This window comes from Paracoccus beibuensis (assembly GCF_026162625.1).
Classification (GTDB): Bacteria; Pseudomonadota; Alphaproteobacteria; order Rhodobacterales; family Rhodobacteraceae; genus Paracoccus; species Paracoccus beibuensis.
Genome location: NZ_JAOTBD010000027.1, coordinates 35,601 through 48,393 on the forward strand (window position 1 = coordinate 35,601; position 12,793 = coordinate 48,393).

At 67.1% G+C, this 12,793-nt stretch carries 15 protein-coding genes, 1 tRNA gene and 2 pseudogenes; 6 read left to right on the forward strand and 12 right to left on the reverse strand.

The features are described 5' to 3' along the window. Positions 1–112: 112 nt before the first annotated feature. The 4 genes from fliF to fliP are packed head-to-tail and all read left to right on the forward strand — an operon-like array spanning position 113 to position 3,205. Positions 113–1,690: a flagellar basal-body MS-ring/collar protein FliF gene (gene fliF / locus OC159_RS14795; RefSeq protein WP_265501947.1), complete on the forward strand. Its 1,578-nt coding sequence runs from the start codon at positions 113–115 to the stop codon at positions 1,688–1,690. Then, positions 1,687–2,262, forward strand: coding sequence for a hypothetical protein (locus OC159_RS14800; RefSeq protein ID WP_265501948.1), 576 nt, complete (start codon positions 1,687–1,689; stop codon positions 2,260–2,262). The genes fliF and OC159_RS14800 overlap by 4 nt, the downstream gene beginning before the upstream one ends. Further along, positions 2,250–2,507 (forward strand): FliM/FliN family flagellar motor C-terminal domain-containing protein, encoded by a 258-nt coding sequence (locus tag OC159_RS14805; protein ID WP_265501949.1) that lies wholly within the window; start codon positions 2,250–2,252, stop codon positions 2,505–2,507. The genes OC159_RS14800 and OC159_RS14805 overlap by 13 nt, the downstream gene beginning before the upstream one ends. Next, positions 2,504–3,205, forward strand: a complete 702-nt coding sequence (gene fliP / locus OC159_RS14810) for a flagellar type III secretion system pore protein FliP (protein WP_265501950.1) — start codon at positions 2,504–2,506, stop codon at positions 3,203–3,205. Before OC159_RS14805 ends, fliP begins: the two co-directional genes overlap by 4 nt. Positions 3,206–3,267: 62 nt before the next feature. Here fliP and dxs read toward each other — a convergent pair whose 3' ends face one another. From dxs to dapF, 6 genes are all read right to left on the reverse strand, one after another. Beyond that, positions 3,268–5,187 (reverse strand): 1-deoxy-D-xylulose-5-phosphate synthase, encoded by a 1,920-nt coding sequence (gene dxs / locus OC159_RS14815; RefSeq protein WP_265501951.1) that lies wholly within the window; start codon positions 5,185–5,187, stop codon positions 3,268–3,270. 25 nt (positions 5,188–5,212) lie between these two features. Continuing rightward, complete coding sequence (locus OC159_RS14820) at positions 5,213–6,076, reverse strand: polyprenyl synthetase family protein (protein WP_265501952.1); 864 nt, start codon at positions 6,074–6,076, stop codon at positions 5,213–5,215. Next, the gene (locus OC159_RS14825) at positions 6,076–6,312 is read right to left on the reverse strand and encodes an exodeoxyribonuclease VII small subunit (protein ID WP_265501953.1); all 237 of its coding nucleotides are present in this window, start codon (positions 6,310–6,312) and stop codon (positions 6,076–6,078) included. The genes OC159_RS14820 and OC159_RS14825 overlap by 1 nt, the downstream gene beginning before the upstream one ends. Continuing rightward, positions 6,309–7,217, reverse strand: a complete 909-nt coding sequence (locus OC159_RS14830; RefSeq protein WP_265501964.1) for a histone deacetylase family protein — start codon at positions 7,215–7,217, stop codon at positions 6,309–6,311. Before OC159_RS14830 ends, OC159_RS14825 begins: the two co-directional genes overlap by 4 nt. A gap of 124 nt (positions 7,218–7,341) precedes the next feature. After that, entirely contained in the window at positions 7,342–8,595 is a 1,254-nt protein-coding gene (gene mtaB / locus OC159_RS14835; protein WP_265501954.1) for a tRNA (N(6)-L-threonylcarbamoyladenosine(37)-C(2))-methylthiotransferase MtaB, read from the reverse strand. Beyond that, positions 8,592–9,419 (reverse strand): diaminopimelate epimerase, encoded by an 828-nt coding sequence (gene dapF, locus OC159_RS14840; RefSeq protein ID WP_265501955.1) that lies wholly within the window; start codon positions 9,417–9,419, stop codon positions 8,592–8,594. Before dapF ends, mtaB begins: the two co-directional genes overlap by 4 nt. 95 nt (positions 9,420–9,514) lie before the next feature. Here dapF and OC159_RS14845 point away from each other — a divergent pair. Then, positions 9,515–9,590, forward strand: a tRNA-Lys gene (locus OC159_RS14845). 82 nt (positions 9,591–9,672) lie between these two features. On the opposite strand, the gene OC159_RS14850 is transcribed toward OC159_RS14845, so the two are convergent. The 6 genes and pseudogenes from OC159_RS14850 to OC159_RS14875 form a co-directional block, all read right to left on the reverse strand. Further along, on the reverse strand, positions 9,673–10,380 hold the full coding sequence (locus OC159_RS14850; RefSeq protein ID WP_265501956.1) for a tyrosine-type recombinase/integrase: 708 nt from the start codon (positions 10,378–10,380) through the stop codon (positions 9,673–9,675). 483 nt (positions 10,381–10,863) lie between these two features. Continuing rightward, the gene (locus OC159_RS14855; RefSeq protein WP_265501957.1) at positions 10,864–10,989 is read right to left on the reverse strand and encodes a hypothetical protein; all 126 of its coding nucleotides are present in this window, start codon (positions 10,987–10,989) and stop codon (positions 10,864–10,866) included. A 79-nt stretch (positions 10,990–11,068) separates the two neighbouring features. Next, a pseudogene (locus tag OC159_RS14860) lies at positions 11,069–11,431 on the reverse strand (transposase); the annotation flags it as partial. A gap of 135 nt (positions 11,432–11,566) precedes the next feature. Continuing rightward, positions 11,567–11,812: a hypothetical protein gene (locus OC159_RS14865; RefSeq protein ID WP_265501958.1), complete on the reverse strand. Its 246-nt coding sequence runs from the start codon at positions 11,810–11,812 to the stop codon at positions 11,567–11,569. Between the two features lie 3 nt (positions 11,813–11,815). Beyond that, positions 11,816–12,097: an alpha/beta fold hydrolase gene (locus OC159_RS14870; RefSeq protein ID WP_265501959.1), complete on the reverse strand. Its 282-nt coding sequence runs from the start codon at positions 12,095–12,097 to the stop codon at positions 11,816–11,818. Continuing rightward, positions 12,094–12,492, reverse strand: a complete 399-nt coding sequence (locus OC159_RS14875) for an alpha/beta hydrolase (protein WP_265501965.1) — start codon at positions 12,490–12,492, stop codon at positions 12,094–12,096. Before OC159_RS14875 ends, OC159_RS14870 begins: the two co-directional genes overlap by 4 nt. On the opposite strand from OC159_RS14875, the pseudogene OC159_RS14880 reads away from it, so the two are divergent. Continuing rightward, positions 12,427–12,663 (forward strand): annotated as a pseudogene (locus OC159_RS14880) (major capsid protein); the annotation flags it as partial. The gene OC159_RS14875 and the pseudogene OC159_RS14880 sit on opposite strands and share 66 nt — an antisense overlap. Positions 12,664–12,793 lie beyond the last annotated feature (130 nt).

The following is a 12,793-nucleotide window of genomic DNA, read 5'->3' on the forward strand; positions in this document are numbered from 1 at the left end:
TCTCCGTCCTGACGAGACGGAAATATCAGGATGCGACTAACCAATTCTTAACATCGGACATGTCATTTCAGGCTCAGACGACCACGACGCGCCGAATCGAAAGGGGAGCGTTTTGCAAAAACTGCAGGACTACTGGAACGAGCGAAGCTCTCAACAGCGCATGATCCTGGGGGCCGCCTTCCTGGGCACGTTCCTCGTGATCGCCGGGTTCGGATGGATGGCCAGCCGCCCCAGCATGGCCCTGATCTATGGCGGTCTTGATTCGGCACAGGCGGGCGAGGTGATCGCCGGCATCGAACGCGCCGGCATCCCCTACGAGGTGCGTGGCGATTCGATCTATGTCGATGCCGACCAGCGCGACCGGCTGCGCATGGACCTTGCCGCGCAGGGCCTGCCCGCCGCCAGCAGCACCGGATACGAGCTGCTGGACGGCATGTCGGGCTTTGGCACCACATCGCAGATGTTCGACGCCGCTTATTGGCGCGCAAAAGAAGGCGAGCTGGCGCGCACCATCCTAGCGCTGCCCAACGTCCAGACGGCCCGCGTGCACCTGGCCGTCGAGAACGGGCGCGGCTATCGGCGCGACCAGAACGGCAGCGCCTCGGTGACGCTGACCACGAACGGGCAACCGATCTCGCGCGAGCAGGCGTCTTCGCTGAAATACCTGATCTCCTCCGGTGTGCCGGGGATGCAGCCCGACCGGGTGACGGTGATCGACACGCAGCGGGGCATCATCGCCGCGTCCGAGGATCACACGGGCGCCGACCGCGCCTCCGAGATGAAGCGCAACGTGGAGCGCATTCTGGAACCCCATGTCGGCATCGGCAACGCCATCGTCGAGCTGAACCTGGATGTGGTGACCGAGACCGAGCTGCTGACCGAACAGCGATACGACCCCGAACAGAGGGCGCTGATCTCGACCGTGACCGAGGAAACCACGGACGAGAGCAACTCGACCGGATCGGGCGCGGTGACCGCGGCATCGAACCTTCCCGATGCCGAAGATCAGCCCGGCGACGCCAGCCAGAGCGCCCGGTCGGAAAACCGCAGCCAGGCGAATTACGAGGTCAGCCGCGTGACCCGTGAAGTGCAGCGTCAACCCGGCGAAACCCGCCGCCTGACCGTCGCCGTTCTGGTCAACGGCACGCCGCAGGTCGATGCCGAGGGGCAGACGACCATGATGCCACGCCCCGACGCCGAGCTGGAAACACTGCGGGAGCTTGTCGCATCGGCGGTTGGCTACGACGAGGCCCGCGGCGACCTGATCACCGTGAAGTCGATGCCCTTCGCCGCATTGGGCGAGGACGGCACGCTGGCCCAGCCCGGGCTGCTGGACCGGCTGGCGCTGAACGACCTGCTGCGGATCGCGTTGATCGGGCTTTTCGCGCTGGCGGCCATATTCGCGGTGCTGCGCCCGATCCTGAAGGCCCGCACCGCGCCGCAGGCACCGGTGCTGGACACCAGCCTTCCGCCCATGCCGCCGATGATGAGCGGCCTTTCGGGCACCATCGACGACGAGCCGTCGCCGGACAACCCGCGCATCGTGCCGATCGAATTCCCCGGCCTGGAAACGCTGGCGCTGCCGTCGGCCGATCCGGTCGCCCGCCTGAAGGAGATGATGAAGGAACGTCGTGAGGAAAGCGTCAAGATCCTCTCGGGCTGGATCGACAACAAGGAGAGCGCGAATTGAGCCTGGCCATGTTCAAGCTGGAATCCTTCTCGACCGCCCTGACGGATCGCGGCGCCGTGGTCACTTTCACGCAAGAGGAGCTGGACCAGGCCTATGCCGACGGCGTCGCGGATGCCCGTGCCCAGGCCGAGGATGCCGAACTGCGGTCGCTTGGCGCGGGGCTGGCGCAGCTTGCCGAAAGCCTTGCCGCCGACGAGGCCCGCCGCCAACAACTGCGTCAGGATGCGGTGGACGCGCTCTGCCCGATCCTGACGCAGATCGTCGACCTGATCGCGCCGCCCGCATCCTCTCGTCGGCTGGAAGAGGCGCTGCGGGCGGAACTGGCGCGCCTTGCGCAGCGTAGCCAGCCCTTGACCGCGCGCATCGCGTGTTCGGATCGGCTTCGCGCGCTGGTGGAACTCTGCGTCGCCCAAGCCGGCCTTGATGGGATCGAGATCGGGGCGGCACCCACCGACAGGATCCTCGTGACGCTGCAGGGCGGCAGGATCGAGATCGCTCCGGACGCCATCGCGGGCGACATCCGCGCCCTTCTTGAAGAAATCAACGAGGACCAGAACCAATGGACGCACTGAAGCACCTGATCGACACCGACAACATCCAGGTCGAGGTGACCATCCGCCTTGGCCGAACGCGCCAGACGGTCGCGCAGCTGTCGGCACTGCGCCCCGACGATGTCCTGGTCCTCGACCAGGCGATCGAGGACGGAGTCGAGATCTGCATCGGCGACAAGGTCATCGCCCGCGGCGAACTGACCGGCGACGGCACGACCGAGGATCGCCTCTGCGTGCGCATCGTAGGCACGACGGCGGCATCGTGATTCGCATCGCGATCCTCCTGGCCGGGGCGCTGCTTCCGGCCGCGGCCCAGGCACAGGGCTTGACCGAGGTCTTGGGCGACGGTCTGGGCGAGAACGCCGTCCTGCTGGTCGTGGGCCTGACGGCGCTGTCGCTGGCGCCCGGCATCGCGATCATGGTGACCGCCTTCCCGTTCATCGTGACGGTGCTGTCGATCCTGCGGCAGGCCATTGGACTGCAACAGTCGCCGCCGAACATGCTGATCGTCAGCCTGTCGATCTTCCTGACCTGGTTCATCATGGACCCGGTCCTGCGCGAGGCCTGGCAGGTCGCCGCCGTCCCCCTTCAGCAGGGCCAGATCGGCATCGCCGCAGCGTTCGAACGCGGCATCGTGCCGTTCCAGGGCTTCATGGCCGCGCGCACCGACCCCGACACGCTGGCCGCCCTGGCGGAGGTCGCGCCGGGCGCTGGCGCCGCCGACCGGCTGTCGGTGCTGATCCCGTCCTTCATGCTGTCCGAGATCCAGCGCGCATTCGAGATCGGGTTCCTGGTCGCCCTGCCGTTCCTGATCATCGACCTGGTGGTATCGGCGGTGCTGATGTCGATGGGCATGATGATGCTGCCGCCCGTCGTCGTCTCGCTTCCCTTCAAGCTGGCGTTCTTCGTCGTCGTGGACGGATGGGGCATGATCGCGAACGCCCTGGTGCGAAGCTATGGGTGAGGCTGCACAGTGCCGTGGCCGCGTGCAGTACCGGGGACCGGACGGTCGTTGACCAGGGCGCCTCAGGTGGCGCGGCGGTTTTCCAGCCGGTCGACGCCCAGCACCGACAGGACCTTGTCCTCGATATGCTGGGCGTTCAGCGCGGACGTGTCGTACATCGCCCGCGGCGCGTCATGGTCCACGAACGCGTCGGGCAGCACCATCGACCGGAAGCGCAGCCCGTGGTCGAAGACCCCTTCCTCGGCCAGAAGCTGCGCCACGTGGCTGCCAAAGCCGCCGATGGCGCCTTCCTCGACGGTGATCAGCGCGTCGTGGTCGCGGGCAAGCTTCAGGATCAGGTCGCGGTCCAGCGGCTTGGCGAACCGCGCGTCGGCCACGGTGGGCGTGATCCCCCGCGCCATCAGCGCCTCACGGGCGGTCATCACCTCGGAGAGGCGCGTCCCGAACGATAGGATGGCGATGCCCGTCCCCTCCGCAATCATGCGGCCCTTCCCGATGGGCAGGACCTGTCCGCGTTCGGGCATCTCGACGCCCGTGCCTTCGCCGCGCGGAAAGCGGAAGGCGATGGGACTGCTGTCATGGGCTGCCGCCGTGGCGACCATGTGGACCAGTTCGGCCTCGTCCGCCGCCGCCATGACGACGAAGCCCGGCAGATTGGCCAGGAACGCGATGTCATAGGCGCCCGAATGGGTCGGGCCGTCCTGCCCCACAAGCCCCGCGCGGTCGATGGCGAAGCGCACCGGAAGGCCTTGGACCGCCACGTCATGCACCACCTGGTCGTAGCCGCGCTGCAGGAAAGTCGAATAGATCGCGCAGAAGGGCTTCATCCCCCCTGCAGCCAGCCCGGCCGAAAAGGTCACGGCATGCTGTTCCGCAATGCCGACGTCGAAGCAGCGGCGCGGGAAGCGCTGCGCGAACTGCTTCAGCCCTGTCCCATCCGGCATCGCCGCAGTGATCCCCAGGACGCGGTCGTCGCGCGATGCCTCATCGATCAGCGCCTTAGCGAAGACGCTGGTATAGCTGGGCGCGTTCGACTTGGCCTTGGCCTGAACGCCGGTGATGACATCGAACTTGCCGGTGGCATGGCCCTTGTCGGCGGCGGTTTCGGCGGGGGCATAGCCCTTGCCCTTCTTGGTGACCACGTGGATCAGCACCGGCCCGTCCGCCCGCGCCCGGACGGTGCGCAAGAGCGGCAGCAACTGTTCCATGTCGTGACCATCGACCGGGCCGATATAGGAAAAGCCCAGTTCCTCGAACAAGGTGCCGCCGATGGTCATGCCCTTGAGCATTTCCTTGGCGCGGCGCGCGCCTTCCTGCAACGCGTCGGGCAGCATGCCGACGGCTCCCTTTGCCACCGCCTTCAGCTCCTGGAACGGTCCGCCGGCGTAAAGGCGCGTCAGATATGACGACATCGCGCCCACGGGCGGGGCGATCGACATCTCGTTGTCGTTCAGGATCACGAACAGGCGGCGGCCTTCATGGCCCGCGTTGTTCAGCGCCTCGTAGGCCATGCCCGCGCTCATGGCGCCGTCGCCGATGACGGCGATGGCGTCGCCCGGATCGCCGCCCAGGTCGCGCGCCGTCGCAAAGCCGAGCGCCGCCGAGATCGAGGTCGAGGAATGTCCCGCCCCGAACGGGTCGAAGGGACTCTCGGTGCGCTTGGTGAAGCCGGCCAGGCCGCCGCCCATCCGCAGCGTGCGGATGCGGTCGCGCCGCCCGGTCAGGATCTTGTGCGGATAGCACTGGTGGCCCACGTCCCAGATCAGCTTGTCGCGCGGAGTGTCGAAGACCGCATGCAGCGCCACGGTCAGTTCCACGACGCCCAGCCCCGCGCCCAGGTGACCGCCCGTCACGCTGACGGCGCTGATCGTCTCGGCCCGCAATTCGTCGGCCAGGCGGCCAAGGTCGAAGTCGCTCAGCGCCTTGAGGTCGGATGGCAGGGACACGCGGTCCAGCAGCGGAGTCTTGGGTCGGTCGGTCATGGCTGGCCCTCCTTGGGGCGGGCGTTCAGGTGTCGCGCTCGATAACGAAGCGCGCAAGCTCGTGCAAGTTCCGGGCGGCGTCACCATAGCCCGCCAGCGCCCGCTCGCTGACGGCGACAAGTCGCCGCGCCTCGGCCTGCGCGCCGGGCAGGCCCAGCAACGACACGAAGGTCGCCTTGCGGGCGTCGGCGTCCTTGCCGACGCGCTTGCCGGTCACGGCCTCGTCCCCGGTCAGGTCAAGGATGTCGTCGGCGATCTGGAAGGCCAGCCCCAGCGCATCGGCATAGCGGTCGAGCGCGGCGGGATCGACGCCGGCGATCAGCGGCCCTGCGGTCGCGGCGAAACGGATCAGGGCGCCGGTCTTTCCGCCCTGCAGCATCTTGATCGCGTCCAGGTCCAGGGGCGTTCCGGCCGTTTCGGCCGCGATGTCCAGCGCCTGGCCCCAGACCATCCCCTCGGCCCCGGCCGCGCGCGCCAGGGCGTCGACCAGCCGCAGCCGGGCATCGGGCGATCCGATCCGGTCATCCGCCAGCAGCTGGAAGGCCAGCGTCTGCAACGCATCACCCGCAAGGATCGCGGTGGCTTCCGACCAGCGCACATGCACCGTGGGCTGGCCGCGGCGCAGGTCGTCGTCGTCCATCGCCGGCAGGTCGTCGTGAACCAGGCTGTAGGCGTGCAGCGCCTCGATCGCGGCGGCGACCGGAAGCGCGGCCGCATCGGCGACACCGTGCAGCCGCGCCGACTCCATCACCAAAAACGCCCGCAACCGCTTGCCGCCCTGCAGCGCATAGCGCATGGCATCCGACAGATCTCCGCCCGGCAGGGCATCGACGGCGCGGTCCAGTTCGGCCTGCACGTCGACCCTGACGCGGGCCAGGCGGTCCTGCATCACAGGCCCTCGGCCGGCTCGGTTCCCGTCGGCTGCCCGCTGGCGGCGAGGGTGATCTTCTCGACCCGCTCCTCGGCCTCGCGCAGGCGCGCCTCGCAATGCGCCCGCAGCGCCGCGCCGCGTTCATAGAGCTTGATCGACTCCTCCAGCGTGGCCTCGCCGGTTTCCAGCTTGCCCACCGTGGCCTCCAGCTCGCGCATGGCCTCCTCGAACGAGAGGGTGTTGATATCGCTCATTCAGCGGCCTCCATCAGCACTTCGACATGGGCCCGCACCGAGCGTCCCAGAGCCGCCAGATCATAACCACCTTCCAGGCAGGATACCACCGGGGCCCCGCAATCGGCCGCCATGTCGCAGATCGCGCGGGTGATGGCGGCAAAGTCGTCCTCGTCCCATTCCAGCTGCGCCAGCGGATCGGCCGCATGCGCGTCGAACCCGGCCGAGACGATCACCAGCTGCGGCCGATGCGCCCGCACCTGCGGCAGGATGTGATCCCACGCGCGCCGCGCCAGCATCCCGTCCGATCCCGGCGGCAGCGGCACGTTCAGGACCTGCCCATGCGCCCCCGTTTCAGAGGCAGCCCCCGTTCCGGGATAGAGCGGCATCTGGTGGCTGGACGCGAAGAACGCCCGTTCCTCGTTCCACAGCAGGTCCTGCGTGCCGTTGCCGTGATGGACGTCGAAATCCAGCACCGCCACCCGTTCCAGCCCGTGGTGATCCAGCGCCCGCATGGCCGCAATGGCGGCGGTGCCCAGCAGGCAGAACCCCATCGCGGTCTCGCGCTCGGCGTGATGGCCCGGCGGGCGCATTGCGACAAAGGCGCGTTCGTCTGCGCCCGCCAGCACGGCATCCACCGCCGCGCAGGCACCGCCCACGGCCCGCATCGCGGCCTCCAGGCTGGCCGGCGACTGGTACGTATCCGCATCGAGCATCCGAGAGCCGCCGATCCGTAGCCCCTCCAAGTACCGCGCCGGGTGGCAGCGCAGCACGTCGCCGTCATCGGCCAAAGGCGCCTCGCGCCGATCCAGCGCCAACCCCTCCAGCGCTGCCATGACAGCGCCATAACGCGCCACCTGTTCGGGATGCCCCTCGGGCGTCACATGCCCGGTCGCGCTGTCATGCGTCCACAAGATCACAGCCAGTCCTCCTCACCTCAGGGGAAGGCTAGGCCGCCCTGCGAACAGGGACAACCCGCGACATCTCTGTTGCCCAAATACCCCGGGGGAGTCCGAAGGACCGGGGCAGCGCCCCCTGCCTCGTCCCGGCTCAGGCCAGCAGCCGGCGCCCGTCATGCCCGCCGATGCGCAGGTCGATCAACGTGCCTTCCGGCTGATCCTCGGCGAAGGCGACCTCGGTGAACTGCTCGGTCCGCCCCAGGCGCGGCCCCTCGGTCAGTACGCGATGCGACTGCCCGACCTGGGCGTCGAGATGCGCCCGCAGCGCGTCGTCCCCCGCCGCCCGCAGCCGCGCGGCCCGGTCGCGGATCACCGGACCCTTGACCGCCGGCATCCGTGCCGCCGGGGTGCCCTTGCGGGCCGAATACGGAAAGACGTGCAGGAAGGTCAGCCCGCAATCACCGATCAGCCTCACGCTGTTCTCGAACATCGCGTCGGTTTCGGTCGGGAAACCCGCGATGATGTCGGCGCCGAAGATCATGTCGGGACGCAGCCGCCGCGCCTCCTCGCAGAAGCGGATCGCATCGTCGCGCCCGTGGCGGCGCTTCATCCGCTTGAGGATCATGTCGTCGCCCGCCTGCAGCGACAGGTGCAGATGCGGCATCAGGCGAGGCTCGGTCGCGATGGCCAGCATCAGGTTCTCGTCAGCCTCGATCGAGTCGATGGAGCTGATCCGCAGCCGCGGCAGGTCCGGCACAAGGCGCATGATTCGCATGATCAGGTCGCCAAGCCGTGGCGCGCCCGGCAGGTCGGCGCCCCAGCTGGTCAGATCGACGCCGGTCAGCACGACTTCGTTGAAGCCGCGCCCGATCAGCCGCTTGATCTGCTCGACCACGACGCCCGCGGGGACCGACCGCGAATTGCCGCGGCCAAAGGGAATGATGCAGAAGGTGCAGCGGTGGTCGCAGCCGTTCTGGACCTGCACATAGGCCCGGTGGCGCCCGAATCCGTCGATCAGGTGGCCGGCGGTTTCCCTGACCGACATGATGTCGTCGACGACGACCTTCTCGGTCTCTCCGATCAGGTCCGGTGCGCGCAGGGAGGCCCAGGTCTCGGGCTGCATCTTCTCGTGGTTGCCGATGACCTTGGTGACCTCGGGCATCGAGGCGAAGGTCTCGGGTTCGGTCTGGGCCGCGCAGCCTGTGACGATCACCGGTGCGCCGGGATTTTCGCGCGCCAGCCGGCGGATTTCCTGGCGCGCCTTGCGGACCGCCTCGGCCGTGACGGCGCAGGTATTCACGACGACCGCGCCCGACAGGCCGGCCGCCTCGGCCATCTCGCGCATCGCCTCGGATTCGTAGGCGTTCAGGCGGCAGCCGAGGGTCGAGAAGACCGGCGCGCTCATGCCAGCCACCCGGGGTCCAGGCTGCCGCGGAAGACCAGTGCGGTAGGCGCCTCCATCCAGACGCCATCCTCGCGCCAGTCGATCAGCAGCCGCCCGCCCGGCACGTTCACGGTGACGCGCCGATCCGTCAGGCCGCGCCGCGCCGCCGCCACCACCGCCGCGCAGGAACAGGACCCCGAGGCCAGCGTCGCCCCCGTTCCCCGTTCCCAGATCCGCAGCAGGATCTCATCGCGCGAGAGGACCTGCGCCACCTCGACGTTCGTGCGCTGGGGATAGAGGGAATGATGCTCCATGGCCGGCCCGAAGCGGTCCAGCTCGACCGCCGCCGCGTCCGGGACAAAGAACGTCGCATGAGGATTACCCATGCCCGTGGCGACAGGGTCACCTTCGATGGGCAGGTGGTCGATATCGACCTCCTGCGCCAGCGGGATGGCCTGCCAGTCCAGAACCGGCGGACCCATGTTCACGCGGGTCAGCCCGTCGCCCGCATCCTCGGCCAGCAGCAGCCCGTGATCCGTCCGCAGACGCAGCCGGTCCCTGCTCGTCTGATCCATCAGCAGCCGCGCAATGCAGCGCGTCGCGTTCCCGCAGGCCGCGCTGATCGAGCCATCGGCATTCCAGAAGACCAGCCGCGCATCCGCGTCATCGGCATCCTCGATGGCCGCCAACTGGTCGAAGCCGATTCCCCGGTGCCGGTCGGCAATGCGCGCGACAAGGTCCCGTGCCGGACGGGCAACGCCGCCGCGCAGGTCCAGGATCACGAAATCATTGCCAAGACCGTGCATCTTCAGGAACGGCAGGCCTGCGGGGAAAGCTTGTGTCATGGGGCGCGATATAGGGCCCGGGAAACGATTCCGCCAGAGAGATCATTTTTTGCCTTGACCTCACCGGCCACCCCCCCTAGGAACCGCCTCGTGATGGGCCCATAGCTCAGTTGGTAGAGCAACTGACTTTTAATCAGTGGGTCACAGGTTCGAATCCTGTTGGGCTCACCACTTTCAACTTTCGCGTGGATTTCACGTTTAGTTACATCGGCTTGGCCGAGTGTGTCCCGTTCTTGGGCTTGCGTGTCCCGTTTCATGATCCCTCGACCAGAACTTTGACCATCTTCAATCGATCGGCCGCGCGCGTGTAGCGCTCGACCTCTCCTAGCGTCATGTGCCCGGCCATTGCCGCAATCTGGTGCGTCGTTGCGCCCTTCTCCGCCCAATAGACGCAGAAGGCTTTGCGCAGACCGTGCAAGCGCGCGACCATCCCTGCTTTCGTTGCCGCATCCCGGAAGAGGTTGCCCAGGCTCTCGGCCGTGTAGGGCTTGCCCTTGCGGTTCAGGATGAAGGCCGGCGCGATGTGCGGAGCGCGGGCAATGACCGCGCGCAGCTCGGGCGTCAGCGGCACCTGGGCCAGCGTCTTCGTCTTCTGCCGACGATACTGCAGAACGCCGTCTGTAATGTTCCGCCGCCCCAGCTTGGCCAGATCGGCCCGTGCGGCGCCGGTGTAGAGCGCCAGATCGAACACCAGGCGCTCGACCGTATCGGCAGACCACAGCTTCTGGAACGCTGCGATCTCCTCGGCCTCGGCCGTCGCGAAGCCGTCCGTTTCCGGCCGGTCCATCTTCAAGCCGCGCGTCGGGTCGGCCGGGATGATGCGTAGCTTGTGAGCATGAACGAAAATCGGCTTAAGCGCCTTTAGCTCGTTCACCGCTGCGTTGCCGCCTTTGGCGTACAATGCCGCCTCAATGTCCTCGGGCGCAATACTCGACAAGGGGCGGCTGCCCTGTGCTTTCACATATCGCCGGAAGATCGATTCGCGGCTCCTGCGGGTTGACGGGGCAAGCTTCGCCCAAGTCGGGCTGGCCCTGTAGATACCCAACGCCCAGGCAAAGGTGCCGCCTTTTGGCGTGGCCGTATCGGGCGGGCTTTGCTCTCACCGCGCATGTTCCGCGCAATATGCCGCGAACACGCGAGGGTCGGTCGGGTGCAAGCCGTGAACACCGAGTGAGATCTCCTTGTCGCCGCGGCGGTAGGTGTGAAACCACGTGCCCCGGCGCAGCTTCGACCGCAGATAGGGAACGGTCCTCATGCGCCCTCCGCAGAGAACGGCTTGTGATCCCAGTTGCCCGATTGCTTGCGCCCCTCCGGATATTCGAAGGTGACGCCCTCGGGACCGACGCGCGCAATGCGCGCGCCGGGTGCACCACAGAGACAGCCTTGAATGCGTCCTGGATCTGGCGCTCTGTCGGCATTGAAGGGGCGGAAGGCCGGGCCATGATCAGACTGCCTCCGCCGATCGCATGTCGGCCAGCCGCACCTGCATGTCGATCACCACAGTGGTCGCGACGTCCAGACCTGCCGACAGGGCCCGGCTTTGATCCTTGTGCAGTGCGCCTGCCGACATGTTCAACAGCGTCAGCAGATCGAGCAGCCGGTTGATCTCGTCCTCGGAGCTATGCCCGGAAATGGGTGACGCGCTGTGATCAGGCGGCGCGGTTTTTGGCGTCGATGACGCCGTCGGTGAATTTGACGCCCTCGATGACCATTGGCAACTGGTTCGCGCCCTTCAGGCGTCGCCATCCCTTTGCGGCAGCTTGCACGAGCTTGCAGACCATCAGTCGGGCCGTTTTCTGGGACAGCGCGCCCTTGGTGCGGACGGTGCGATGTCTGACCGTGGCGAACACGCTCTCGATCGGGTTCGATGTGCGCAGATGGTCCCAGTGGTCCGCCGGAAAATCGTAGAAGGCCAGTAGCGCCTCGCGGTCCTTGGTCAGACAGGTCGCGGCCCTCTGGTATTTCGCCCCGTATTTCTCCACGAAGACGTCCAGCGCGGCCTCGGCGGCGACAAGCGACGACCTCGATGCTTCTTGCCGGCGTGATGCCGGCGAAAGAGAGGGCGCGCAGCAACTCGAATCCGGCCATCACCCCATAGGTTCCGTCGAAGCGTCCCCCCGTCGGCTGGCTATCGATATGCGAGCCAATCAGGAGGGGGGGAGGTCGGGATTGGCGCCCTCCAGCCTCAGGAAGAGATTGGCTATCTCGTCGGTATAGGGCCTCAGCCCGGCGCGGTGCGCTTGGCCGACAAGCCAGCCCCGCGCCTCGATCTCGGCGTCGGAGAGGGCGGGACGATTGACCCCGCCCGAACCAAAGCCGCCGAAGCGCGCCAGATCCATCAGGCTGGACCACAGCCGATCTGCATCGATGGTTTGCGCCCATGCTCCCGCCATCGCTTAGCTGGTCCGCATGATTTGCGCCGGGTTCGAGCGCGGATCGCGTGCAGTCCACGCGCCGGCTTCCACCTGGGCCAGAAAATCGGCCATGAACTGGTTGAACAGCGCCGGCTCCTCGAGGTTCAGCGTGTGTCCGCTCTTCGGCAAGATCGCCAGACCCGAGGCGGGCACGGTCTTCTTAAGGAAGATGCCCGGCTGCAGGCAATGGTCGTCCTCATCGCCAGCCATGACCAGGAGCGGCAATTCCAGCTTTGCCAGCCGGTCTTCCAGATCATAGATCAAGGGCGCCGCGCCTGCACTCCGCGCATCGTCATGGCGGAGCCCAACGAGTCATGCTCGCCCAGCTGCTGCCGGAATTCGACCCAGCCGCGCGGGTCCTTCGTCAGGTAGGAGATGCGCGAAGCGGCCATCCCGTAGACTTGGGAGAATTGCTCCGCGCCCTGCGCCTCGAACTGCTGCGCCACCTCAAGGGATACATCGCGGAAATACTCCTCGAAAGCCTTCTCGGCGCCATAGCCTGCGCCCGCGACCAGAAGCGACAGGGCGCGGTCGGGATAGGTCAGGCCGAAGTGCAAAGTGGCAAAGCCGCCCATCGACAGGCCGACGATATGCGCCTTCGCGAGGTATTGCGGGCGGTCGAGGACAATCTGCTCGGCGAGAGCATGAGCGATGTGCACGCCCTCGTCAGCCGGGAATTCTTCGACAAGCTGATCGCCCATCCGAAAACCGAGGAGGCGTACAAGTTCTATGCCGCCACCGGCGCCCAGCCGCTCCGCCAGGACATGCGCCGCAACTTCCCCTTCGCCGGGATCGTCTTCGAGGAATATGCGGGCACCTTGACTCTTTCCACGAAGGCGAAGCTTTGTTGCGCAAAGAGCTTGAAGGCCGGACTTCCCCTTTCCCCGGGCGGACTTATCCCACGAGCTCTGTGACAGGTATGCCGAGCGCCGTGTAGCCGTTAAGCACGGCGGCGCGAAT